This is a genomic window from Pseudomonas sp. AN-1 (assembly GCF_034057115.1).
GTDB lineage: Bacteria > Pseudomonadota > Gammaproteobacteria > Pseudomonadales > Pseudomonadaceae > Geopseudomonas.
Window position 1 is genome coordinate 305,760 of the sequence record NZ_CP139195.1, and the last position, 23,381, is coordinate 329,140.

Consider the following 23,381-nt stretch of genomic DNA (forward strand, 5'->3'; position numbering starts at 1 on the left):
CATGACCGAACTTCCCGACAACATCCTTCACCTGCCGCAATACCAAGTACTGGGCTGCAAATCAACCGACGACGAAATGCACTTCCAGGTGGACGTGCCCGATCCCATCGCCTGCGAGGAATGCGGCGTGCAGGGTGAGTTCGTACGGTTCGGCAAGCGTGACGTTCCCTATCGTGATCTGCCCATCCACGGCAAGCGGGTCACTCTCTGGGTGGTCCGCCGCCGATACACCTGCCGGGCCTGCAAGACAACATTCAGGCCCCAGCTACCGGAGATGGTGGACGGATTCCGTATGACACTGCGGCTGCATGAGTACGTGGAGAAGGAATCCTTCAACCACCCCTACACCTTTGTGGCGGCACAGACCGGCCTGGACGAGAAGACGGTGCGCGACATCTTCAACGCCCGCGCCGAGTTCCTGGGGCGCTGGCACCGCTTCGAGACGCCCCGCATCCTGGGCATTGACGAGCTATACCTGAACAAGCGCTACCGCTGCATTCTGACCAACATTGAGGAGCGAACCCTGCTCAACCTGCTGGCCACCCGCCGCCAGGACGTGGTGACCAACTACCTGATGAAGCTGAAAGACCGGCAGAAGGTCGAGATCGTCAGCATGGACATGTGGAACCCCTACCGGGCAGCGGTCAAGGCTGTGCTGCCCCAGGCCCGTATCGTGATCGATAAGTTCCATGTGGTGCGCATGGCCAACGATGCCCTAGAGAGAGTGCGCAAGGGCCTCAGAAAGGAGCTGAAACCGTCCCAGAGCCGGACTCTCAAGGGAGACCGGAAAATCCTGCTGAAACGCGCTCACGAAGTCTCAGACCGGGAGCGCCTCATCATGGAGACCTGGACAGGCGCGTTCCCGCAACTGCTGGCCGCCTACGAGCACAAGGAGCGCTTCTACGGCATCTGGGACGCCACCACACGGCTCCAGGCAGAAGCCGCCCTGGACGAGTGGATAGCCACCATCCCGAAGGGCCAAAAGGAAGTCTGGAGCGATCTGGTCAGGGCAGTGGGAAACTGGCGCGAAGAGACCATGACCTACTTCGAGACGGACATGCCCGTCACCAACGCTTACACGGAGTCCATCAACCGACTGGCCAAGGACAAGAACCGTGAAGGGCGCGGTTACTCCTTCGAGGTGATGCGGGCACGAATGCTCTACACCACGAAGCACAAGAAGAAGGCACCGACTGCGAAGGTCTCTCCTTTCTACAAGAAAACCATCGGTTACGGACTGCCGGACTTCGCAGAGGAACTCAACTACGGAGTCGATCTATCAACCATCTGAGGGTGGTATCAGATTGATGGGGTGAAGGTGCCCCATCAACCATTAAATCCGTATACCCAGTTATTTTCGCATGCCGGGCCATCTCGCGGTCAGTCATAGGATTGGCCTTTGACGCAGCCAGCGGCATGCGATTGAGCTCCGAACTAAAGCCTTCCAGCGCCGAAATAGCCGTCGCATCGTAGGTGCTGGTGTGCTCGACCAAAATGCTCATAGCCGTCGCGTTGACCTTGCCTTTGGTCAGGTTGCACTTGCCTGTGCCATGGCATCAGGAGGCCGAAACTTCGCGCAGGGCTTTTGCGTCTGGTGCTGCCTGTGTCCGTTGCAGTCAGGTCGGATCTCGCCGCTGATGGTCATTCGGGCAAGCGCATGCTGTCATGCTGTGTGGCAGGCATGCCTGAACGTCGGAGCGTTCTTCTACGTTGAGTTCGTGCCCCCTGTCGGAATGGTCAAATGTTGCACTCACTTCTTGTCGCTACCTCGACTCAAGAACTTTGATTTTGTAACAAAAACTCGATGTGAAAAGCCGTAATCCCATTTTCTGAAGTACACCAAATTTTACCTTTGTGTGCTTCAACGATGGATCGTGTAATGGCCAATCCAAGCCCTACATTGCTTGGGCTTCCTTCGCGTCGGGCTGGGTCCGCGCGATAGAAGCGGTCGAAGAGTTTATCTAGGTGATCTGGGCTTATAACTTCTCCTGGATTTTCGACGGTCAGCGAGACAGCTTCACCGCTCGTGCGAATTTTAACTGAAATCCTCTCGCCTGCCGGAGTGTAGCGCAGGGCGTTAGATAGCAGGTTAGAGATCGCGCGATCTAGCATCAGTCGGTCGCCAGAGATGATTCCTGATCCCGATACGGTGATGGTAATGCCAGCTTCATCTGCAAGCAGGTGGTAGTATTCGACCAGTTTTGTTACGAGCTCCTTGAGCTCAATACAAGCGTTTTCAGGTGTGATCAAGCCATTGTCAGATTTAGCCAAAAACAGCATGTCATCAATCATGCGCGACATGCGCTTGAGATCTTCGAGATTTGAGCAGAGATTCTCTTGGTAGTCTTCGATATTGCGTTTCTTGGTGAGCACAACTTCAGTATGGGTCATCAGATTGCTCACTGGTGTTCGCAGTTCGTGTGCAATGTCGGCTGAAAAGTTAGAGAGTCTGGCAAAGGCATCATCGAGCCTGGCTAGCATCGCATTGAATGATGCGACCAGCTGTTGAAGCTCAGGGGGGACCGACTCTAGGGGGATTCTCTCCTTCAGAGACCTCGCTGACATGGAAGCAACTACCTGAGTGATCTGCTGCAAGGGGGCGAGCCCACGCCTGGCTACCATCCACCCGAGGGCAACGCTGGCAATGGAGCTTATGAGCAGTCCAATCCAGAACCATCGTAGCAGCGTCTCAAAAAAATGTGTATGAGTAGTTACATCAAGGATTAATAGGGCGGTCAGAGGGTCAGCTTGACCGGGTATCGAAATTTTCTCAGTCATGCCACGATACATGTGTTCACCGTCCTGCCATTCCCACATGCTTCGTGTAGCCGATACTCGGTATCTTTCTGGGATATTGGCTGCTTTAGAATCTGAAAACAGCACTGAGCCATCTCCGGCCAAGATGGTGGCTGCCATATCCTGATGCGCTCCAAGCAAGGCCTGTAGCTGCGGAAGCTCTTCCGATAGATTTTCGCTATTCCGTTTGCTTTCGAGAATACGCTTGGTGGATTCGAGTTTTTCGAGCAGGATCTGCCGGTCTAATGTCACGAAGTGATGCTGGCTGAGTATGTTGAAGCTCAATCCGGCTACCGTAAGGACTGCGATTACCGCAGACATGAACATCAGGCTCATGCGAACAGTCAGAGAGAGTCGCTTCATTCTGAATCCGGCGCGTCAAGCATATAGCCCATGCCTCGGGCGGTATGGATTAGTTTGACCTCGAAGTCATCATCTATCTTCGCGCGCAGCCGCCGAATGGCAACCTCAATGACGTTTGTATCACTGTCGAAGTTCATGTCCCAGATTTGAGAGGCAATCAGAGACTTCGGCAGAACTTCTCCGCGTCGTCGCAGTAGGAGTTCCAGTAAAGAGAACTCTTTCGCCGTAAGGTCTATTCGCTTTCCGCCGCGTATGGCTCGGCGTTTCAGCAGGTCGACCTCAAGATCGGCAATTCTCATGGTGGCTTGGATGGACGAACTGTGGCCTCTCCGTAACAAGGTTCTGACCCTGGCCAGCAGCTCGGAAAAGGCGAATGGTTTGACAAGGTAATCGTCTGCACCCAGCTCTAATCCTTTTACCCGCTCATCAACCCCATCGCGTGCAGTCAGGAATAGCACGGGAACGTCCTTGCCGGCGGCTCGTACCATGCGTAGCACTTCCCAGCCATCCAGCCCGGGCATCATCACGTCCAGGATCAAGAGGTCATAGGCTTCGCTCAAAGCATGCTGAAGCGCATCGGTACCTGTCATGACCCGGTCAACATTGAACCCAGCTTCGGAGAGCCCTTGCTGCAGGTATGTCCCGATTTTTGGTTCGTCTTCAGCTACCAGTAATCTCATGTCGGCAGTTTCCTTTGATCAGGCTTACTCAGTTTGCAGGGAAATAGCTCCACCAGCCTTAACCTTACGAAAATGTAATTCTGGCTTAAGCCTTTCGTAAGGTGGCTTTGTCTAGGGTGAGGATGTAAGCGTCATGCTCTCGCGCTCCTGCATGAACATAATGAGGGGCGCCAGTTACGGCTTCTTTCAAAGGAAATTATGCCATGAAATCAATGAAGAGCTTGCTCCTGATTGGCTCTCTGTTACTGTCTACTGCTGTTTTTGCAGAGGGCGGTGGTGATCGTGTCTTTGAACGTATTGAGCAGATGCGGGATAAGGCTGAAGCTGCACTGGTTCGAGCAGAAAAGTCTTCGCCTGACGAGCGCCATGTGCATATGAAAGAGCATATGCATATGTTGGAGGGCATCATGAGCCAACTGCATAAAGAGCACCCAGCTCCCGGCATGACGACCGCAGAGCATCTGGCTTGGATGGAGAGGCACGACAAGCTGGTAGACGACGTGCTAGTTCAGATGGTGCGTGAGCACAAGCTGATGATGGCTGACAAGGAGTGCCACCCGTAACGGTTATCCCATCTTGCAGGCCTTATGCCCCTACCCCTTTGGCCTGACGGCGCCTCCACGGCGCCGTTTTTCAATCTGACTAAATTGTAGTTTTGGGGTCAGCTTCTTGGCAGGTAGCAGGGAATAGAATGAGATCTCCAAACACCATAAGCGAGGTCTCATCATGAACAGCTCAGGTTTAAAGCTCCTGGCTTTTGCGTTGCTGATCGGCACTGCTTCTCAGGTCTTCGCTGCCGTAAGCAGCGGCAGTGCTAATGACATCGGCCAGCAGGCAAAGCCTACGCCAACTACCCGCACTGTCTTCGTCAAGATGGAAGACATCGGTTATAGCCAGCAGGTGATTGAGGTGAAGCCTGGGGAAACCGTGCGCTTCGTGCTGAAAAACGAAGGGGCGTTGATGCATGAGTTCAACATCGGTAGATCCGCCACCCAGCTGGAACACCAGCGCGAGATGGCAGACCTATTCAAGGATGGCACGCTGACGCCGACGGGGATGGCGAAGTCGATAGCATGGCGCGAGCGCTGGTCCGGATCAGGAGACTCCAGCCCTCCCGGATATCCGGAAGTTATTGAAGCCAAGCATGACGATCCAAATGCCATTCTCGTAGAGCCGGGAGCTACGAAGGAGTTCGTCTGGACTTTTGCCGAAGGCGATAGTTTGAAATTTGCTTGTACCCTGCCAGGTCACTATCAAGCTGGCATGGTTGGCGAGTTTGTAATGCGTTGATTCGGCGGTCGGTGCTTCACCTCATGCATCACGGGAGAAGCACCGATCCCCGCTAAATCTACACGCTTCTAGCTTCCGTGCTTGATTTCAGTGAAATTTTAAAAATGGCAGAGGTGTTGCTAGCAGCGAAATCTGGAGGGTCTTACCATGCGAACCAAGTCAGCATTACTATCCTCTCTCGTCGGCCTCGTTATTTCTTCTGTAGCTATTGCTAGCCCTGGTCAGGGTAATGCCGGCCGGCCAGGAGATATCACTACGATTGATCGTACCATTGAGGTGAAAATTGGAGACATGTTTTTCTTGCCAGGCAGTATTGAGGTAAAGGCGGGCGAAACCGTTCGCTTCTTGCTGAAAAATGATGGTGCGCTGCTTCACGAATTCAATCTTGGTAATCCTGAGTCCCATGTGGCTCACCAGAAGGAAATGGCTGCGATGTTTCAGAGTGGAGCCTTATCCTCAAGTGGCACCCACGGTATGGAGGCGATGGGGCATATGGGCGGCATGAAACATGACGACACTAATAGTGTCTTGGTCGAGCCGGGAGCCACTGCAGAGCTTGTGTGGCGATTTTCAAAAGCCAATGACTTAGAGTTCGCATGCAATGTCCCGGGGCATTACCAATCGGGAATGCTGGGAAAAGTCAACGTGCACTGAAGCTGGTTTGGTTGTTAATCGCCCCGGCGTGAATGTTTAATAGTGCCGGGGCGGTCAGCTTCAGAGCTATTTGGGTGGCTCTCTGGCCATGTCCCCATACGCTTGGATGGGCGGCGATTTTGATGGTCGGGTCAGTTATGGAGCGGTCTGGAGGCCAGTTTGACTGGTTGGGCCGTGATCGGTACACATGCTTCAGATAGTCATATGAAAACTGACAGAATTGTAATATTCATCTCAGGTTTCTGACAGCCTCCCTGCGTTAAAGTTGCTCTATGTAAATGTTCGCCTCCCTGTAAGCATCCTGGTTCAGGCGGGGCAATCCAACTGGCGAGGACTCCCAGATGAAAGCGCTCAAAACCCTGTTCGTAGTCACTGCATTGACCACCTCTTCTTTGGCGCTGGCCGAAGGAGGGGGAGACCGTACTTTCGCGCGTATGGAGCAAGCTCGCCAAGCCTCGATGGAGGCTTATCGGGTGGCTCAGCAACAGAACGAAAAGCCCACCGTGGTTGGCGAGAAAGAAAAATCAGCCAAGCACACCAACTGCTGAGCGTCCAAAGTCTTACAAGAATGTAATCTTTCGATTGGATTAAGTGTGGTGAACTCATTAACCCGGCTGCCGAGCTGCACGGTGAGTTGACGACAGTAAATCTGGCAATGGGGGCTAGCCCCCAAGAAAAGCTGCCAACTACCGTCTCATGCGGATCAGGCAGCCCTAAGCCTCTTCGGATTGAGTGGACGTAACGGCATGCAAAGCAAGACTTCAAGACGAACCTTCATCAAAGGCTTGGCGGTAGGCGGGGTGCTCGCGGGCCTGGGTCTGTGGCGGCAACCCGTCTGGGCGCTGACCAGCCCCGGCCAGCCGACGGCCTTGAGCGGTACCCAGTTCGACCTGACCATCGACGCACTGCCGGTCAATATTACCGGTAAAGCGCGCACCGCTATGGCCATCAATGGCTCGATTCCCGGCCCGCTGCTGCGCTGGCGCGAGGGCGATACCGTGACCCTGCGGGTGCGCAACCGCCTGCCGCAGGACACCTCCATCCATTGGCACGGCATTCTGCTGCCGGCCAACATGGACGGCGTGCCGGGCTTCAGCTTCGCTGGCATCGCCCCGGATGGCATGTATGAATACAAGTTCAAGGTTAAGCAGAATGGCACCTATTGGTACCACAGCCACTCCGGTTTCCAGGAGCAGCTCGGTGTCTATGGTCCGCTGGTGATCGACCCGCTGGAGCCCGAACCTTTCCAGTACGAGCGCGACTACGTGCTGATGCTCTCCGACTGGACCGACGAGAACCCGGCCAGCGTGCTGGCCAAACTGAAGAAGCGCTCCGACTACTACAACGAGCACCGCCGCACGGTTGGCGACTTCATCAACGACGTCTCCGACAAGGGCTGGAGCGAGACGGTCAGTGAGCGTTGGGCTTGGGCGAAAATGAACATGAGCCCCACTGACCTCGCCGACGTCAGCGGTGCCACCTACACCTACCTGCTCAACGGCCAAGCACCGGACGGCAACTGGACCGCGCTGTTCCAATCCGGCGAACGCATCCGCCTGCGTCTGATCAACGGCTCGGCGATGACCTACTTCGACTTCCGCATCCCCGGCCTCAAACTGACCGTAGTGGCCGTGGATGGCCAGTATGTCGACCCAGTGGAGGTTGACGAGCTGCGTCTTGCCGTGGCGGAAACCTACGACGTCATCGTCACCCCGGATGGGAGCCAGGAGGCCTACACCCTGTACGCTCAGTCCATGGACCGCAGCGGCTACGCACGCGGTACCCTGGCTGTTCGCGAGGGGCTGAGCGCCCCGGTGCCCACGCCAGATTCACGCCCGACGCTGAGCATGGATGACATGGGGCACGGTGGGCATGACGCTCATGGCGCCCAAGGCGACTCGGACATGAGCGGAATGGCCGGCATGGATCACGGAGCCGGTCGCTCCGCGGGGATGGACCATGCGAGCATGGCTGGTATGGATCACAGCCAAATGCCTGGGATGGATCATGGTCAAATGTCTGGAATGGATCATGGACAGATGGCCGGTATGCAGCATGGTGCTGCCGGAGCTATGGCTATGCAGAGCCACCCGAGCAGCGAGAACGGCAATCCGCTGGTGGACATGCAGACCATGATGCCGGTGGCCAAGCTGGACGATCCAGGCCTTGGCTTGCGCAACAATGGTCGTCGAGTCCTGACCTATGCCGATCTGCGCAGCCGTTTCGCCGATCCTGACGGCCGGGTGCCAAGTCGGACCATCGAGCTGCACCTGACCGGTCATATGGAGCGTTTCGCCTGGTCCATCGACGGTGTGGAATTCGCCCACGCCCAGCCGATCCGGCTGAAATATGGTGAAAGGCTGCGCATCGTGCTGGTCAACGACACCATGATGCACCACCCCATTCACCTCCATGGTCTGTGGAGTGACCTGGAAGATGAAAATGGCAACTTCCTGGTCCGCAAACACACCATCGACATGCCGCCTGGCTCGAAGCGCAGCTACCGCGTGACTGCCGATGCCTTGGGCCGCTGGGCCTACCACTGCCACCTGTTGATGCACATGGACCTCGGAATGTTCCGTGAAGTCCGCGTCGAAGAATGAGGAGAGCTGAGATGACCACCTTCCAATTGCGCAAAACCCTGTTCGCCAGCGCCTTGGCCTTTGGCCTGCTTGGCGCTCTGTCGAATGCGATGGCACAGAGCGAGCACGAAGGACATCACCCGCAGAATACCCAAACCGGCAAGCCGGCGGCTCAAAAGCCCCAGCCTGGCGAGATGAAGAGTCAGGGCGATATGAAGGGTAGTGGCCAAATGCCGCAAGGCGGCATGATGGACCACAGCCAGATGATGGACCATGGTGGCATGGACCATGACCAGATGATGAAACAGATGCACGACCAGAACATGGGTCAAGGGCAGATGAATCATGACGGTATGCCCCCGGCAAAAGCCGCGTCTGGCGCCAAGGACGGGAAAAATGGGCAATAAGTTTCCCCTCGTATTCGCCCTGAGTCTCGGGATGGTCGGTGCCGCTCAAGCGGTCGAGGTCGAGGACCACTCGGCTCACGCTGGTCATGGCGGAAACGCTTCGCCGTCGAACGGCCAACCTAGTGCACATAATCCACAAGCCGAACCTCAAAAGGCTGCCACATCGGAACAAGGCATGCCGATGATGAATCACGGCAGCATGGACCATGGCCAGATGATGCAGCAGATGCATGGTGGCCAGATGAGCCATGAGCAGATGATGCAAATGCATCAGCAGCACATGGAGATGCGGTCGACGAGCCAAGCAAGTCAGCCTCAGCGTCGGTACCAGGGCGCTCCGGTGCCACCGCTGACTGACGCTGACCGCGCAGCAGCCTTTCCGCCGTTGCCACCACACGCCATGCACAAGGACGGGATCAACTACCTGTTTCTCGCCGATCAGTTGGAGTGGCAGGATGCCGACGACGGCAGCGCGCTGAGCTGGGATCTGAGTGGTTGGGTTGGCGGCAATATCGACCGCCTCGCCTTCCGCTCCGAAGGCGAGCGCCTCAACGGTCACACCGAAGAGGCCGAACTGCAGCTGCTGTGGAGCCACGCCATCGGTCCTTGGTGGGAAACCGTGGCCGGGGTACGTCAGGACTTCAAACCGGGTTCGCCGCAGACCTGGGCCGCCTTCGGCGTGCAGGGCATGCCGCTGTATGGGTTGGAAACCGAGGCGACCGCCTTCCTGGGCGAAGGGGGGCAGAGTGCTGCACGCCTGAGTGCCGAGTACGACATCCTGCTGACCAACCGCCTCATCCTGCAGCCAGTCGCTGAAGTCAATCTGTTCGGCCGCAATGATGAGGAGCGCGGCGTCGGCTCGGGCCTTAGCGACACCCAGCTTGGCCTGCGCCTGCGCTACGAGATTCGCCGCGAATTTGCTCCATACATTGGGGTGAACTGGACCCGCGCCTACGGCAACACCGCCGACCTGCTGCGCGAAGAGGACGAGGATGTCAGCGAGGCGCGTTTGGTGGCTGGTGTCCGAATCTGGTTCTGAGAGATCAAATGAAATGAAAAGAACTATAAAAACCCTGACGCTGGCCAGCCTTGTTGCAGCAGTAGTTGGTGCCGGCGTCGTGTATTCCGGCGTTATCAACGTGGGGGCTGATGACCCGCATTTCCCAGCAATTCATGCGCTGCTGAACACTGCGCGCGAGCGTTCGATTGCTGTGCGAGCCAGGGATGTCGAGGTTCCCAATCTCGCCGATGAAAAGATGATTCGATCAGGCGCCGGTAACTACAACTCGATGTGTATCGGTTGCCACCTGGCTCCAGGGGTGAGTGAAACCGAACTCAGCCAGAGCCTTTATCCAGCTCCGCCCGACTTGAGTAAGGTGGGAGCTAATGGCAACCCCGCAGCCACATTCTGGATCATCAAGCATGGGATCAAGGCTTCGGGCATGCCTGCCTGGGGCAAGAGCATGGGCGATGAGTATATATGGGGAATGGTGGCCTTCCTGGAGCAGTTGCCGAAGCTTGATGCGCAGGAATATCAAGCATTGGTGGCGAGCAGCGCCGGTCACCAGCATGGCGGTGGCGAAACCATAATGCACGATCATGAAGGGCAGCATAACGCTCAGGATACAGGCGCCCAAGGGCATCATGAGGTAAGCCAGGAGGGGCATCATGCTGGAGAAATGACTGCTCCTCATCATGGATCAGAGGATGCAAGCAGCTCTTCCTCCGCCATGCCTCCGCCAATGGTCCATACCCACGCCGATGGGAAAGAGCACGTCCATGGACACTAGTCGCCAGATCCAGTAACCGCTGGATCTGTCCTGGCGTTCCTACGAGGTATGTGAGAGTCCGTAATAGTGAGGGTTCGGCGATGGGTTTTGGGGGAATTAGTATTTGGCAGTTGCTGATTATTCTGGTGATTGTGGTAATGCTTTTTGGGACGAAGCGCCTAAGAACCTTGGGAGGGGATCTTGGCGGAGCCATCCGATCTTTTCGGAGCTCGCTTGAGGAGGGGAAAGACCATCCCAGTGGCACATGCACCTCAACAGAGGCAGATGGCCAGAAGTTCCTGGATGTCAAAAAAGGCTAGAGGTTTTAACTTGAGAGCGGGGCAGCTATTTGCCCCGCTCTTTTTTGCTAATTACCAAAAGGATTCGGTAGACAAAACTCAGCCGTCGCTCCGGCAGCCCGTGCCCATGACTAGATACTCAATCGTGTTCAAGGAGCCCTGTGAGTCTTCGTAGGTGATTCTTGCCGGAACGACACGACAGACCTCGGCTGGACGGCTTACGCTGACAACCTTGGTGATATCCATTTCCATTCCGTATTTGTATTTTATTACTTGCGGGGCAGGCTTTCCTTGATCCTCAGCATACTTCTGAACCAGTGCCTGATTTTTATGCAGGATTCGGTCCGACTCCTTGTCGGAAATATCGTTCGCCATGGCGAATGGCATTGACATCGTTGTGGCTATAATCATGGCCAATCTTATATATTTCATTTGATTTTTCCTCATGGTGAGCACGGAGTTGATTGTGCCGCATGGACGCTGTCGCAAGCATGACCGGAAAATTAATTAACGGTAATGTTTGGGGGCTTGGTTGGCCGCCCGGCCGCTTTGCCAATGGAGCCGAAGAGCCTGCATGCCCCGACCAGGGTGACCCCGAAAATGATATGAGTGAGCAACGTGTCCCAGCCTAGTGATACCGAAAGCCAGGGAATGAGTGCTGTCGTGCCCGCGCATTCGAAGCCCTTCCGGTCAAGGGGTAAAGAAGCGTTCGTCGAATCGCATTCCGGTCGCAACGTCGGTCATGTCGACGGTCTCTATCAAGATTCCGCCAACCTCAAAGCTTTTGACCCGGAGCGGAAACAAAGTGTCTTGCGCCAGCCAAACTTGATAGCGATGGACACCAGCTACGGTAACTCCCGCGGCGCCGATGATGTCGACACCGACAGTAGGCCGCCCAGCCACAACTGCCTCACCCAGTGCTACCGCCTGGCCACGAGCACGCAGCGTCAGAAGGTTTTCCAGCAAAGCCCCCACGTCGGAGCGATCGACCCGGTGGCCGCGAGCGCTGCGGACCAGCGGATTGTCCGAGTCCAGGGTGAGCACCAAGGTGTGTTTCAGACCAAACGGCCAGAGGCGAACCTTGCGCGCGTCGGGGTCGTAGATCAGTACCGCGCCACTATGGGGCTGGACGAACTCCATCCTCACCCAGCCAGGTTTACGGTAGAAATAACGGATGACCTGTCGTTCGCCGTCAGCAGCCACCGAGCGCACGGTGACCTGATAAGTGCTCACTTCACGGAAACGGTCTACAGCGTCGGAAAGCGGATCGGCCATGACGCCACTCATAAGTAGCGTGAAGATCAGAGCGCCCCATAACACCTGCTACTCCCTGACCTCGAGCACTCCTGCCATGCCGCGCTCGCGATGACTCTTGAAAAACAACAGCCGGTTTGGGCAATGGAACAGGTATTTACCTGCCGGCAAATCCAAGCGCAGCACCTTCGCCGTCTCACCAATCGAAACGTCAGCCAGGGATTTGCCGCTGGCCGTCTCCAGGACGAACCGGTGTGGGATGATGCCGGGCTCCATCCGCACTGCGAGCTCCAACCCTTGCCCCGCTTTCACGACGATATGTTCGGGCCGGAAGAAATAGCTGCCACCCACGATGGCGACCCGTTGCATGCCATCAGCAACTTCACTAGTTGGGAGAAGGACTCCGCGCGGCTCAGTGGCAGCCGCGTCGAGCGAGAGTAAGGTCGTGAGAATGGAACCACAGAGCAGCTTTAATGGTTTCGCCATAGCGATATGGTCCTCGTGTCTGTGGATGCAAAAACCTCTCGCGCTCAGAGAGCAGCATGAGCGTGCACAAGCTACTCCTTCTCGAGCCGAGCTGACCTCCTTTGTGGATCTGATCAACGGAAACCTCCATTAAGTGCATGGCCTCCGAGGCGGCTATTGGGTGATCCTGATTCCCCATGCGGTGAGTCTAGCCACCAATTTTGCTAAAATAATGCTGGTCGCCCCAAATGAGCGCGAAGGTGAGGTCAGAGATCAGTTACGCCGGCCTGCGTTCCGTCGTATTGGCCGGCTTGCCCCACGCTATCTGCCCTACAGCGAGCTACGTACGCATCGTGAGGCCATCGCTCGGTTTGGTCAGGTTTTACGCCCAATAGAGTAAATCGCCCGGCAACTGACTTGAGATGGCGGCCTGACCAAGGAGCTGAGTGGCACTGAAATGTCAGGCTTACTTTGATTTCTGGATTGAAACGATAATGGCCGCCATATTCTGACTACGGAATTCAAAGTCTACCTTGTCGCCGACTTTCAACCCTTTGAGCTGCTCGGGTTTAGCCTGAAAGCCCATAGTCATAGGGGGCCATTGCAGGCTGGGGACCGGACCGTGGGCTAGGGTGACGATCCCTTTGGCTGTGTCGATGGCCTTGATCGTCCCGCTGGCCTTGGCTATCGGGGCAGAGCCGTCTTTTTGCTCCATTTTCATGGGGTGCTCCATCGGCATCTGACCCATGGGCATCTCCTGGCTGCCTGCCGCCAGAGTGATCTGACTGAAGGCAAGGGCCAGGGTGGTAGTGAGTGCGTACTTCATTGCAAGTTTCCTTCTTGGCTCGATGGTTGACTGGATAAGACCGTGTTGTCTGCAATCGGTGTTGCTCAAGGCGACCGCTCTCCAGGCCGCCTTGAGCCGATCCTTGGTTCTGTCTTGCCTCAGCGCTCGCCATCGATCACTGCGCTTTGCGCCGCATCAGCCAATACGCCGCCGGCAAGACCAGCATGGAGAGCAAGGGGGCGGTAATCATTCCTCCGACCATAGGCGCGGCGATCCGTTTCATCACTTCGGAGCCAGCGCCACTACCCCACAGGATAGGCACGAGGCCGGCAATGATCACTGCGACCGTCATGACCTTCGGTCTGACACGCAACACCGCGCCTTCACGGATCGCCTCAAGCAAGGCGGGGTTGTCGTCGCGGCCGGTAGTGATCCGAGCGTGCCAAGCGTTTCTGAGGTAGATCAACATGATCACCCCGAACTCCGCGGATACCCCTGCCAGAGCAATGAAGCCGACCCCTGTGGCGATCGATAGGTTGAAGCCAAACCAATAGAGCAGCCAGATGCCCCCGGACAGCGCAAAGGGCAATGTGACCATGATCAGCAAGGCTTCGCTGAGGCGGTTGAAGGTGAGGTAAAGCAACACGAAGATGATCAGTAATGTGGCCGGGACCACCCATGCCAGCCGAGCATTGGCGCGCTCCAGGTATTCGAACTGCCCGGAGTAGGACACCGTCATGCCTGCCCCCGGCTTCACTTTTTCGGCAACCCGCTGCTGCAACTCTCGTACCGTCGACGCCAGGTCTCGCCCACGGACATCGACGTATACCCATCCAGAGAGGCGACCGTTCTCGCTACGCAGCATCGGTGGCCCCTCGCTCAGGCGGATGCTGGCCACCATTCCCAGTGTGATCTGCTGTCCTGCGGCGGTGAGAATCGGTAATAGCCGAAGCGCTTCGGGACTGTCTCGCCATTCGCGTGGGTAGCGCAGGTTGATCGGAAAACGCGCCAAGCCCTCGACGGTTTCGCCGATATTGCTGCCGCCGATGGCCCCTGACACCACGGCCTGTACCTCGGCGATGCTCATTCCGTAGCGCGCCGCAGCGAGGCGATCAATCTGGATGTCGATGTAGCGCCCGCCGGTCAGCCTTTCCGCTAGGGCAGAGCTGACGCCCGGTATCTGCTTGGCTACGGCTTCTACCTCCTGAGCGACCCGCTCGATTTCGTCCAGGGAAGTCCCTGAAACTTTCACGCCAATCGGGCTCTTGATCCCGGTGGCGAGCATGTCGATACGGTTGCGGATCGGCGGCACCCAGATGTTCGAGAGGCCAGGGACTTTCACTGCACGATCCAGCTCCTCCACCAGTTTCTCCGGAGTCATGCCTGGACGCCATTGGTCGCGAGGCTTGAACTGGATCGTGGTTTCGAACATCTCCAAGGGGGCTGGGTCGGTGGCGCTTTCCGCGCGTCCAGCTTTACCGAAGACCCGTTTGACCTCGGGCACCTTGTGAATCATGCGGTTGGTTTGCTGCAGGAGCTGCGTCGCTTTGCTCGCCGGCAAACCGGGAAGCGCCGATGGCATATACAACAGGTCGCCTTCATCCATTTGTGGCAAGAACTCCCCTCCCAAGCGGCTCAACGGCCAGAGGCTGGACAGGAAGACCAACAAAGCCAAAGCCAGGGTGGCTTTCGGCCAGGCCAGTACCGCCTCCAGTACGGGTCGATAAGCCGCGATCAGCCAGCGGTTCAACGGGTTCTGCTGCTCGCTGGGAATCCGCCCGCGAATCCAGTAGCCCATCAGTACCGGAACCAGAGTGACTGATAAGCCGGCGGCAGCCGCCATGGCATAGGTCTTGGTAAAGGCCAGGGGGCCAAACAAGCGGCCTTCCTGGGCTTCCAGGGTGAATACGGGGAGGAAAGACAAGGTGATGATCAGCAGGCTGAAGAACAGCGCTGGGCCGACTTCGGCGGCGGCTTCACCGATCACCCGCCAGTGCTGGTCGCCCTGCAGGGGCTCGGTTGGGTACCGCTCCTTCCAGGCCTCGATGTGCTTGTGCGCGTTTTCGATCATCACCACGGCCGCATCGACCATGGCGCCAATCGCGATAGCGATTCCGCCCAAGGACATGATGTTGGCGTTGACACCTTGGTGGCGCATGATGATGAACGCCACGAGGATGCCTAGCGGTAAAGTGATGATCGCCACCAAGGACGAGCGCAGGTGCCAGAGGAAGATCAGGCACACCAGCGCGACCACCGCGAACTCCTCCAGCAGCTTGAAGCTGAGGTTGTCGATGGCGCGATCGATCAACTGTGAGCGGTCATAGGTCGTCACCACTTCGACATCGGCTGGCAAGCTCTCTTTAAGCGCCTCAAGTTTCTCTCGCACTGCCCGGATGGTGTCGCGGGCGTTTTTGCCCGAGCGCAGAATGACCACGCCGCCGACCACTTCGCCTTCGCCATCCAGTTCGGCGATACCGCGGCGCATTTCCGGCCCCAGCTGGATGGTGGCAACCTGACCGAGCAGAACGGGCACCCCAGCGGGGGTGGCTCGCAGCGGCACATTACGGAAGTCCTCCAGGCTCTGCAGATAGCCCGAGGACCGCACCATGTATTCGCGCTCGGCCAGTTCGAGAACGGCACCGCCGGTTTCCTGGTTGGCGCTCTTCAGGGCTTCCTCAACTGCTTGCTGCGTAATGCCGTAGGCGACGAGCTTCTGCGGGTCGAGTACAACCTGGTATTGCTTGACCATTCCGCCAAGCGTGGCGACTTCCGCCACATTGGGCAAACTCTTGAGCTCGTACTTCAGGAACCAGTCCTGTAACGCACGGAGCTGTGAGAGATCATGCTGCCCACTGCGGTCGATCAGAGCATATTGATAGATCCAGCCCACCCCGGTGGCATCGGGCCCCAGGGTCGTCGTGACACCTTCCGGTAACCGCTCCTGGGCCTGGTTGAGGTACTCCAGCACACGCGAGCGTGCCCAGTAGAGATCAGTGCCGTCTTCGAACAGCACGTAGACGAACGAGTCGCCAAAGAACGAATAGCCGCGCACTGTCTTGGCCCCGGGCACCGAGAGCATGGTGGTGGCTAGTGGGTAGGTCACCTGATTCTCGACGATCTGTGGTGCCTGGCCAGGGAAGCTGGTGCGGATGATCACCTGGGTGTCAGACAGATCCGGCAGCGCATCCAGCGGTGTGCTGCGCAGGGACCAGATGCCCCACGCGGTAATGAACAAGGTCGCCAGCAGAACTAGAAAGCGGTTGCCGATCGACCAGTGGATCAGTCGCGCGATCATTGGCTATCCCCTTGCTTGCTGAGTCGTTCGATGATCAGCCCCGAATCGGTCAGTTGGGCGCCAATTCGCACGCGATCTCCAACCTTCAGTCCGGCTGCAACCTCGGGGTTTGCCAGGGGAAATGCCATGGTCATACCGGGCATGTTCAAGCTCTTGAACGGCCCGTGTTCCAAGGTGACCTCTTGTCCATCGAGCCCGCGGATCACCCCTTCCGACTCATGCAGCGGCGTGGGCGGCGGCATATCTTCAGCGGCTCGCGCCACCACCCCCTGCAGGCTTGCTTCGGAGTCGAGCAGGAACTGTCCGGAGACCACTATCTCTTGGCCTTCAGACAGCCCGGAGATCACCTCCACACGGCCCTCCGACTCGCGGCCGATTTGCACTTCAATGGGCTGGTAGCGGCCTTCGTGCTCGGCCAGCATGACCAGGGAGCGCTTGCCGGTACGGATGACCGCTTCACTGGGAACCAGCAGGGTGGGCTGCTCGATCCGGCTGCTCAGGCGTACCGCGGCGAACATGCCGGGGCGTAGCTTGCCGTCAGGATTGGGCAGTTCGCTGCGCACCGTCAGAGTGCGGGTCTGCAGATCGGCGCTGGGCAGCAGGGCGATCACGCGCCCCTGCAGGGGCTGGCCAGGGAAGGCGGTCAAGTTGGCGCTTATTTCTGCCCCGACCTGAATGGTTGCCGCCTGGGCCTCTGGAATTGCGGCATCCAGCCAGACAGTGGAAAGCCCGTTGATGCGGGCTAGGTCCTGCCCGGCCGAAACGGCCATGCCGGCGCGAACTTCCAGCGACTGCAGCTCGCCCGCCATGGGGGTGGTTACGGTGTGCACGGCGTTTGGTTTGCGCGTGCGTTGCACGCGCTCGATCACCCTCAGCGGCATGCCCAGCAGACGCAGACGCTCCCGCGACGCCTCGATCAGGCGCGCATCGCCACTCTCAAGTACCGCGATGAACTCCAACTGGGCTGCTGACCACTCGGGTATCAGCAGATCTGCCAGAGGTGTTCCTGCGGGCAGGACATCACCGGGGGCATGCCCATACACGCGCTCGACGAATCCGCCCGAGCGGGCCTGCAGCGTGGCCACCTGCCGCTGGTTGTAGGCCAAGGAACCCACGGCTCCGATACCGGCTGGCAGCACCGCGCGGACCACCTTTGCGGTGCGCATGCCCAGGTTCTGCACAGCTTGCGCCGGCACGCTGAGCGTGGAGGAGTCCTGCTCCGCTCCAGCGTACTTCGGCACCAGTGGCATATCCATGTACGGCGACTTGCCAGGTTTGTCGAAGCGTTGTTCAGGCTTCATTGGGTCGTACCAGTAGAGAATCTGGCGATCATCCGGATTGGCATTTGTCATAGGCGAATCGCCATGGCTGACACTTCGTTGCCCTAGCCAGAAACCGCCTGCAACGCTACCTGCCGCAATGGCTATGGCCAAAAGGGAATATCCGAGTACGGAGGTTTTCATTTCAGGGGCTCCACGTAGGCGTAATACAGGCTTGCGGAGAGTTGGCTCAGCTTGCGCTGTTGTTCGATTTGGCGAAGTTGCGCCTCGATCAGCTCGCGGCGTGCTGCGATGACCGTAGTCAGTTGGCTGTTCCCCGCTTTGTAGGCGGCGAGTTCCAGGTCGGCGCGTTTGCTCGCCAGTGGGATGAGGATGCGCTCTGTACGATCCAGCGCCCTGCGCAACTGCTCGAGTTCGGCCAAGCCGCTTTCCAGCTCTACCTGGTGTGTGCGGAGCAGCACTTCCTGTTCTGCCTCCATTTGGGCAACGCTGTGCTGTTTGGCATTGATCCGGGGGCCTTGGCGAGAGCCTACGAACATCGGCAAGTCGAAAGTGAACTGCAACATCGCCATGTCGCCGAACTGGTTGTCGCGGTTGTTGTAGGCGAGCTCGACGCTCCAGTCGGGCGTCTTTTCGGCGACAGCCTCGGCCAGTTCGGCATTGGCTTCGCCGACCCGCGCGGAAGCAGCGCGCAGCTCAGGGTGTTCGGCCAGTCGATGCTGCAAGTCCGGAAGGTCCAGGCTCAGCGGGGGAAGTGTGCCCGCTAACGGCAGGCGAGCTTCATCGCCGATCCAGCGTCGCAGTTTGGCTCTGGCGACCGCTGCGTCGCGGCGCAGCTCATCGCGCCGATCCGCCAGCGTCAGGGCCTCCTGATCCGCCTGGAGCAGCTCGCCGGCCTGCGCCGAGCTGCCGGCGATCAGTGCCTGCACGGTCGACCGTAGGAGAGCGACCTGCTGATCCAGTTGGTCGAACAACGCCACGCTGCGCTCGGCGTAATGGACGTCGAGCCAGCTCTGGGCAGTTTGTCGCTTGGTTTCCAGCACCATAGCGCGTTGCTCAGCCTCGGCCCGGGTCAGCGTGGCGGTGGCCAGTTGTCGACGGGCCAGTCGCTTGTCCCCGTTGGGGACTTCCTGCATGAGGCCAATACGGCGCATGGTCATCGAGTCGCGGTTCAGGGTATAGCGATCCGGGCCTTCAATGGGCAGGTTATCGATGCCAAGAATCAGCTTGGGGTCTGGCAGGGCATCTGCCGGCAGCAGCGCTTGCTCGGCAGACTCGACCTGCGCCTGTCGGGAAAGGTTTTCAGGGGCTGTGCGCTCGGCCAGAGTCAGAGCGCGCTCGAAGGTCAGGGTGGCTTCCGGCGCAGCGAGGGCGGAGTTTACCCAAAGAACAACAGCCAGCACGCCAAGATAGCTGTTGCGTGTCAAAAGGAAAGCAGGCATGTGCGCCTCCAATGCGATTAATCGATGTCACCGAAGAAATGGCTGACAGCAACGGCTCCCCACATAGTTGGGGTGCCTCAGACCTGGGGCATCAGGCGACGCAGGGTGGGCGCCAGAGGGGCGTTGGTTCTCGCTGAATGGGGGGCTGGGCGAGCGGTGTGTCAGGGCCGGGATGCTGAAGGGGGGGCGCCTTGATCACGACAGCCTGGAGAAGCCCGCTGGTCTTGCATTCTTGTCCAGGCTTGCAGGGGGATTTGCTGAGCGAATCGACAGCATCCTCCATGTGCTCGCAGCAGGGCGCCTGCAAGGGGGAGGTGTGATCTTGGTGAGGCAATGAACTTTGCATCGGGCAGGGTTCGGTGGGCCGAGCCGAGGCCGTGCTGCCGAAATAAGGCAACACGAGGCTGAAAGTCAGCGCCAGAATCAATGAAAGCCGAAGCATCTAGGGTAACCCCACTCGAGTCTCTCAGAACGATAGCAGGGGAAATTTGTTGGCGGCAATTGCCTGTCGAGGCAGCTCAGCTTTTGCTTGATAGGAATTGACAGGGGTCAGTGTTTTTCGTGTGCCTTGCGCAATGTGTGGTTTTTCTCTTGACTGTAGTTGTCTGGGAGTTTGAGATTGTTATTTTGATCTTGCTGGCAAGGGGTTGTGCTTTTTGTCTTTGTCAACAAGATAGTGATTTCTGACAAAATTGTAATTTTGGGGTCAGTCCAATGTCAGCTTTTTAGGTCTAGCATCAAAGACAAGGGTTGCCACCGGCTTATTATCGAATGTCATAAAATTACATCCGTTACCCTCTTAGGGGTCTTAAGGGGGACGACGATAGTGATGGCATGTTGATTTTCTCGAAGGGTGGCAGGGCGCAGGTTTTGGACTTTACTGATAGTTTCAAAGGAGAACCCTCATGACACACGACATGCCAGCCTATGGCCTGTGGGGATTGGTGATCATCAACTCATTGGTGTTCATCATCTTCGCGTTCAGCTTTTTCAAGCCAAAGTCAGCTCGTGATTGGCGAAGTTTTGGTGCTTTCAGCGCATTCCTGGTGGCGCTGTTCACCGAGATGTATGGCTTTCCGCTGACAATTTATCTGCTGTCGGGCTGGCTCGGCACCCGCTATCCCGGCATCGACTTTTTCTCGCACGATGCGGGCCACCTGCTTGAGGTCTTGTTCGGCTGGAAGGCCAACCCCCATCTGGGGCCGTTCCACATCGCCAGCAGTGTCTTCCTTATTGCTGGCTTCTGGTTGCTGGCCTCTGCCTGGCGAGTGCTGTACGAGGCACAAAGGTCAGGCAAGCTCGCCACCACTGGACCTTATGCGAAAGTCCGTCATCCGCAATATATCGGTTTCGTGTTGATCATGTTCAGCTTTCTGTTGCAATGGCCGACATTGATAACAATTGCCATGTTTCCGATTCTCGTGTTCATGTATACGCGCTTGGCGAAATCTGAAGAGCGTGATGCGCTTGCTCAGTTTGGTGATGCTTATCGTCGATACATGAATGAGGTCCCCGCTTTCATTCCTCGTTTTGGTGGTCATAAAGTGCAAGCCAAATCGTAATTTCGACTTAGTGAGATGAGTGATGAAATATGGAAAAGTATAACGGCATGCGCACGGAAGAGTCGGGGAAGTCGGGCGGGTCTATGAGGACGGTAACTGATCCAGTCTGTGGCATGGAGGTCAATCCGGAGCCAACGACGCTCAGTCAGGAGTACCAAGGGCGGCGTTTCTGGTTCTGCTCGAGTCGCTGCCAAGGGGCGTTCGCCAAGGCGCCAGAGCGCTATATGGGCAAGGTTGAGCATGAAGGTTGCAGTCACGAGCATACCCATGATGGTCCTCACGGAGGCAGCTCCTCGGTGGCAACCCCTCGCGCCAATGAACATGGTGTGGAGGGCAAAGCCAAGGATCCCATCTGCGGCATGCTGGTGAACAAGGCTACGGCCCTGAAGAGTGAGCGCGGCGGGCGCACTTACTACTTTTGCAGCGAGAGCTGTAAACAAACCTTCGAGTCCCCCGAGACTGAGCTCAAGCGGATGAAAACACGGGTGACCATTGCGCTCACCGGTGTGCTTGCTCTTGCCATCCTGCGCGCGGGAGCATTCATTGGTCTCGCTACTGGCGCCACCATCCTGACCTGGGTGCCGATTGACGCACTTCCCTTCTTCACCTGGGGCGTATGGTTGTTTCTGCTGGTAACTCCGGTGCAATTCATCGGTGGCTGGAGCTTCTATAAGGGTGCGTGGAATGCCATTCGCACGCGCAGCATCAACATGGACTTCCTGATCGCGCTCGGCACAACGGTTGCCTACTTCTATAGTGTCGCCGTGTTGTTCTTCCCTGATGTCCTGCCGATCAAGGTCGATGAGCGAGACGTCTACTTCGAGGTTTCGGCAGTTATTATCGCCTTCGTGCTGCTGGGCAAGTACATGGAGGAGATCATCAAGAAGAAATCCTCTGCTGCCGTGCGGCGGCTGCTGGACCTGAAGCCAGCTACGGCCCACGTGCTACGCGACGGCAAGGAAGAGGAGATCCCGGCCGAAAGCATCATGGTCGGTGAGATCGTGGTGGTGAGGCCTGGCGAGAAAATTCCCACCGATGGTGCAGTCACCGAAGGTGAAACGAGCATTGATGAATCGATGCTGACCGGTGAGTCGATGCCGGTGGAAAAGAAGCCTGGCGCAGCTGTGATCGGTGGCACGCTCAACCGCTCGGGGCTGTTCCGCTTCAAGGCTACCAAGATCGGTAAGGAAACCGCTCTGGCACAGATCATCAAGATGGTGGAAGACGCCCAGGCGAGTACGGCGCAGATCCAGCGGCTCGCGGACAAGGTCACTGGCTATTTCGTGCCGGCAGTGGTTCTGGTTGCCCTGCTTGCCTTTTTCGGTTGGTGGGCCTTTGGATTCTTCCCCCAGGGCCTGCTCGCCTTCATTGCCGTACTGATCATTTCCTGCCCGTGTGCACTCGGCGTTGCAACGCCGGCTGCATTGATGGTTGGTGTCGGCAAAGGTGCGGACATGGGCATCTTGATACGGGGCGGTGAGGTGTTGGAGCGTGCTGAAAAGCTCTCGACCGTCGTTTTCGACAAGACCGGTACGATCACCCGTGGCGAGCCGACGGTGACCGATATAGTGCCACTTAAAGACATCGATGAAGCGGGTGTTCTGGCTCTGGCTGCAGCCGTTGAAATTGGCTCTGAGCACCCCCTTGGCGAAGCCATCGTGCGCGCAGCTCAGCATCGTGGTTTGGTGCTTGAGGCCGCTCGCGGCATCAAGGGCATAGCGGGTCACGGCATCCAGGGGGAGTTGCACGGCACATTGGTCTGGCTCGGCAACCGGCGTCTATTCCAGCAGCAGAACATCGCGATCAGCCATGCGGAACAAGCCATGGCCCAGCTGGAAGCCCAAGGCAAAACCGCAATGCTGGTTGGTCGGGGGGGGGATCTGCTGGGCATCATCGCGGTGGCTGACACGCTCAAGCCGGAAGCTGCCGAAGCCATTAGTGAACTCAAATCGCGTGGTATTCAGGTGGTTCTTTTGACTGGTGACAATCAACGTACGGCCAAGGCGATTGCTCAACAGGTTGGAATCGATCGTGTCATCGCCGAAGTATTGCCCGAAGACAAGGTCTCAGTGATCCAGAAGTTGCAGCAGGAAGGTCAGGTCGTAGCGATGGTTGGCGATGGCGTAAACGATGCGCCGGCGCTCGCCACTGCTGATATTGGTATCGCCATCGGTTCCGGCTCCGATGTGGCCAAGGAAACCGGGGGCATCATCTTGATCAAGAATGATGTCCGAGATGTGGTCACGGCAATCCTGCTTTCCCGTGCGACCATGCTCAAGATCAAGCAGAATCTTTTCTGGGCGTTCATTTACAACGCTATTGGCATCCCGGTTGCGGCCTTCGGGCTGCTCAATCCGATCATCGCCGCTGCTGCCATGGCGCTCAGCTCGCTGTCGGTGATCGTCAACTCCGCACTGCTCAAACGCGCCCGTATAGGCGCAAGGTAGGGGTGA

21 protein-coding genes are annotated in these 23,381 nt (G+C 57.6%); 12 read left to right on the forward strand and 9 right to left on the reverse strand.

The window, feature by feature from the left end; translation table 11 throughout:
- The first annotated feature begins 1 nt into the window (after position 1).
- The gene (locus SK095_RS01420; protein ID WP_320547623.1) at positions 2-1,291 is read left to right on the forward strand and encodes an ISL3-like element ISPpu12 family transposase; all 1,290 of its coding nucleotides are present in this window, start codon (positions 2-4) and stop codon (positions 1,289-1,291) included.
- A gap of 482 nt (positions 1,292-1,773) precedes the next feature.
- Here SK095_RS01420 and SK095_RS01430 read toward each other — a convergent pair whose 3' ends face one another.
- Together SK095_RS01430 and SK095_RS01435 are read right to left on the reverse strand one after the other, a co-directional pair.
- Entirely contained in the window at positions 1,774-3,159 is a 1,386-nt protein-coding gene (locus SK095_RS01430; protein WP_201487467.1) for a heavy metal sensor histidine kinase, read from the reverse strand.
- Entirely contained in the window at positions 3,156-3,839 is a 684-nt protein-coding gene (locus tag SK095_RS01435; RefSeq protein ID WP_201487468.1) for a heavy metal response regulator transcription factor, read from the reverse strand. The genes SK095_RS01430 and SK095_RS01435 overlap by 4 nt, the downstream gene beginning before the upstream one ends.
- A 203-nt stretch (positions 3,840-4,042) precedes the next feature.
- Between SK095_RS01435 and SK095_RS01440 the strand changes: the two genes are divergently transcribed.
- The 9 genes from SK095_RS01440 to tatA all read left to right on the forward strand — a co-directional run bounded on the left by SK095_RS01440 (position 4,043) and on the right by tatA (position 10,861).
- Positions 4,043-4,402: a co-regulatory protein PtrA N-terminal domain-containing protein gene (locus SK095_RS01440; protein WP_201487469.1), complete on the forward strand. Its 360-nt coding sequence runs from the start codon at positions 4,043-4,045 to the stop codon at positions 4,400-4,402.
- A 163-nt stretch (positions 4,403-4,565) separates the two neighbouring features.
- Positions 4,566-5,129 (forward strand): plastocyanin/azurin family copper-binding protein, encoded by a 564-nt coding sequence (locus tag SK095_RS01445; protein ID WP_320547624.1) that lies wholly within the window; start codon positions 4,566-4,568, stop codon positions 5,127-5,129.
- A gap of 147 nt (positions 5,130-5,276) precedes the next feature.
- Positions 5,277-5,783, forward strand: coding sequence for a plastocyanin/azurin family copper-binding protein (locus SK095_RS01450; RefSeq protein ID WP_320547625.1), 507 nt, complete (start codon positions 5,277-5,279; stop codon positions 5,781-5,783).
- A gap of 341 nt (positions 5,784-6,124) precedes the next feature.
- Complete coding sequence (locus SK095_RS01455; protein WP_201487616.1) at positions 6,125-6,331, forward strand: co-regulatory protein PtrA N-terminal domain-containing protein; 207 nt, start codon at positions 6,125-6,127, stop codon at positions 6,329-6,331.
- Positions 6,332-6,529: 198 nt separating this feature from the next.
- Entirely contained in the window at positions 6,530-8,386 is a 1,857-nt protein-coding gene (locus SK095_RS01460; RefSeq protein WP_320547626.1) for a copper resistance system multicopper oxidase, read from the forward strand.
- 11 nt (positions 8,387-8,397) lie between these two features.
- Positions 8,398-8,772 (forward strand): hypothetical protein, encoded by a 375-nt coding sequence (locus SK095_RS01465; RefSeq protein WP_320547627.1) that lies wholly within the window; start codon positions 8,398-8,400, stop codon positions 8,770-8,772.
- On the forward strand, positions 8,762-9,811 hold the full coding sequence (locus SK095_RS01470; RefSeq protein ID WP_320547628.1) for a copper resistance protein B: 1,050 nt from the start codon (positions 8,762-8,764) through the stop codon (positions 9,809-9,811). The genes SK095_RS01465 and SK095_RS01470 overlap by 11 nt, the downstream gene beginning before the upstream one ends.
- Before the next feature lie 13 nt (positions 9,812-9,824).
- Complete coding sequence (locus tag SK095_RS01475; protein WP_320547629.1) at positions 9,825-10,562, forward strand: cytochrome c; 738 nt, start codon at positions 9,825-9,827, stop codon at positions 10,560-10,562.
- Positions 10,563-10,642: 80 nt separating this feature from the next.
- A complete protein-coding gene (gene tatA, locus SK095_RS01480) occupies positions 10,643-10,861 on the forward strand; it encodes a twin-arginine translocase TatA/TatE family subunit (RefSeq protein ID WP_201487446.1) in 219 nt (72 codons plus the stop codon).
- A gap of 78 nt (positions 10,862-10,939) precedes the next feature.
- Here the strand turns inward: tatA and SK095_RS01485 are convergent, their stop codons facing one another.
- The 7 genes from SK095_RS01485 to SK095_RS01515 all read right to left on the reverse strand — a co-directional run bounded on the left by SK095_RS01485 (position 10,940) and on the right by SK095_RS01515 (position 19,366).
- The gene (locus tag SK095_RS01485) at positions 10,940-11,272 is read right to left on the reverse strand and encodes a DUF2790 domain-containing protein (RefSeq protein ID WP_201487444.1); all 333 of its coding nucleotides are present in this window, start codon (positions 11,270-11,272) and stop codon (positions 10,940-10,942) included.
- Between the two features lie 258 nt (positions 11,273-11,530).
- On the reverse strand, positions 11,531-12,115 hold the full coding sequence (locus tag SK095_RS01490; protein ID WP_236574793.1) for a hypothetical protein: 585 nt from the start codon (positions 12,113-12,115) through the stop codon (positions 11,531-11,533).
- Between the two features lie 48 nt (positions 12,116-12,163).
- Positions 12,164-12,463, reverse strand: coding sequence for a hypothetical protein (locus SK095_RS01495; protein ID WP_201487443.1), 300 nt, complete (start codon positions 12,461-12,463; stop codon positions 12,164-12,166).
- Between the two features lie 562 nt (positions 12,464-13,025).
- Entirely contained in the window at positions 13,026-13,385 is a 360-nt protein-coding gene (locus SK095_RS01500) for a copper-binding protein (protein WP_201487442.1), read from the reverse strand.
- Positions 13,386-13,521: 136 nt separating this feature from the next.
- On the reverse strand, positions 13,522-16,644 hold the full coding sequence (locus SK095_RS01505; RefSeq protein ID WP_320547630.1) for an efflux RND transporter permease subunit: 3,123 nt from the start codon (positions 16,642-16,644) through the stop codon (positions 13,522-13,524).
- Complete coding sequence (locus SK095_RS01510) at positions 16,641-18,107, reverse strand: efflux RND transporter periplasmic adaptor subunit (RefSeq protein ID WP_320547631.1); 1,467 nt, start codon at positions 18,105-18,107, stop codon at positions 16,641-16,643. The genes SK095_RS01505 and SK095_RS01510 overlap by 4 nt, the downstream gene beginning before the upstream one ends.
- Positions 18,104-19,366 carry a TolC family protein gene (locus tag SK095_RS01515; protein ID WP_320547632.1) on the reverse strand — a complete coding sequence of 421 codons (1,263 nt, stop codon included), beginning with the start codon at positions 19,364-19,366 and terminating at the stop codon, positions 18,104-18,106. The genes SK095_RS01510 and SK095_RS01515 overlap by 4 nt, the downstream gene beginning before the upstream one ends.
- Before the next feature lie 905 nt (positions 19,367-20,271).
- Here SK095_RS01515 and SK095_RS01520 point away from each other — a divergent pair.
- Positions 20,272-20,928 (forward strand): methyltransferase family protein, encoded by a 657-nt coding sequence (locus SK095_RS01520; RefSeq protein ID WP_201487605.1) that lies wholly within the window; start codon positions 20,272-20,274, stop codon positions 20,926-20,928.
- 29 nt (positions 20,929-20,957) lie between these two features.
- Positions 20,958-23,375, forward strand: a complete 2,418-nt coding sequence (locus SK095_RS01525) for a heavy metal translocating P-type ATPase (protein WP_320547633.1) — start codon at positions 20,958-20,960, stop codon at positions 23,373-23,375.
- Positions 23,376-23,381 lie beyond the last annotated feature (6 nt).

Coding starts and splice junctions, on each gene's coding strand:
- SK095_RS01515 (WP_320547632.1), bottom strand. CDS start 19,366: ATGCCTGCTTTCCTTTTGACACGCAACAGCTATCTTGGCGTGCTGGCT.
- SK095_RS01470 (WP_320547628.1), top strand. CDS start 8,762: ATGGGCAATAAGTTTCCCCTCGTATTCGCCCTGAGTCTCGGGATGGTC.
- SK095_RS01460 (WP_320547626.1), top strand. CDS start 6,530: ATGCAAAGCAAGACTTCAAGACGAACCTTCATCAAAGGCTTGGCGGTA.
- SK095_RS01510 (WP_320547631.1), bottom strand. CDS start 18,107: ATGAAAACCTCCGTACTCGGATATTCCCTTTTGGCCATAGCCATTGCG.
- SK095_RS01520 (WP_201487605.1), top strand. CDS start 20,272: ATGACACACGACATGCCAGCCTATGGCCTGTGGGGATTGGTGATCATC.
- SK095_RS01500 (WP_201487442.1), bottom strand. CDS start 13,385: ATGAAGTACGCACTCACTACCACCCTGGCCCTTGCCTTCAGTCAGATC.
- SK095_RS01525 (WP_320547633.1), top strand. CDS start 20,958: ATGGAAAAGTATAACGGCATGCGCACGGAAGAGTCGGGGAAGTCGGGC.
- SK095_RS01495 (WP_201487443.1), bottom strand. CDS start 12,463: ATGCAACGGGTCGCCATCGTGGGTGGCAGCTATTTCTTCCGGCCCGAA.
- SK095_RS01420 (WP_320547623.1), top strand. CDS start 2: ATGACCGAACTTCCCGACAACATCCTTCACCTGCCGCAATACCAAGTA.
- SK095_RS01505 (WP_320547630.1), bottom strand. CDS start 16,644: ATGATCGCGCGACTGATCCACTGGTCGATCGGCAACCGCTTTCTAGTT.
- SK095_RS01445 (WP_320547624.1), top strand. CDS start 4,566: ATGAACAGCTCAGGTTTAAAGCTCCTGGCTTTTGCGTTGCTGATCGGC.
- SK095_RS01490 (WP_236574793.1), bottom strand. CDS start 12,115: ATGGCCGATCCGCTTTCCGACGCTGTAGACCGTTTCCGTGAAGTGAGC.
- SK095_RS01440 (WP_201487469.1), top strand. CDS start 4,043: ATGAAATCAATGAAGAGCTTGCTCCTGATTGGCTCTCTGTTACTGTCT.
- SK095_RS01435 (WP_201487468.1), bottom strand. CDS start 3,839: ATGAGATTACTGGTAGCTGAAGACGAACCAAAAATCGGGACATACCTG.
- SK095_RS01475 (WP_320547629.1), top strand. CDS start 9,825: ATGAAAAGAACTATAAAAACCCTGACGCTGGCCAGCCTTGTTGCAGCA.
- SK095_RS01485 (WP_201487444.1), bottom strand. CDS start 11,272: ATGAAATATATAAGATTGGCCATGATTATAGCCACAACGATGTCAATG.
- SK095_RS01465 (WP_320547627.1), top strand. CDS start 8,398: ATGACCACCTTCCAATTGCGCAAAACCCTGTTCGCCAGCGCCTTGGCC.
- SK095_RS01430 (WP_201487467.1), bottom strand. CDS start 3,159: ATGAAGCGACTCTCTCTGACTGTTCGCATGAGCCTGATGTTCATGTCT.
- SK095_RS01450 (WP_320547625.1), top strand. CDS start 5,277: ATGCGAACCAAGTCAGCATTACTATCCTCTCTCGTCGGCCTCGTTATT.
- tatA (WP_201487446.1), top strand. CDS start 10,643: ATGGGTTTTGGGGGAATTAGTATTTGGCAGTTGCTGATTATTCTGGTG.
- SK095_RS01455 (WP_201487616.1), top strand. CDS start 6,125: ATGAAAGCGCTCAAAACCCTGTTCGTAGTCACTGCATTGACCACCTCT.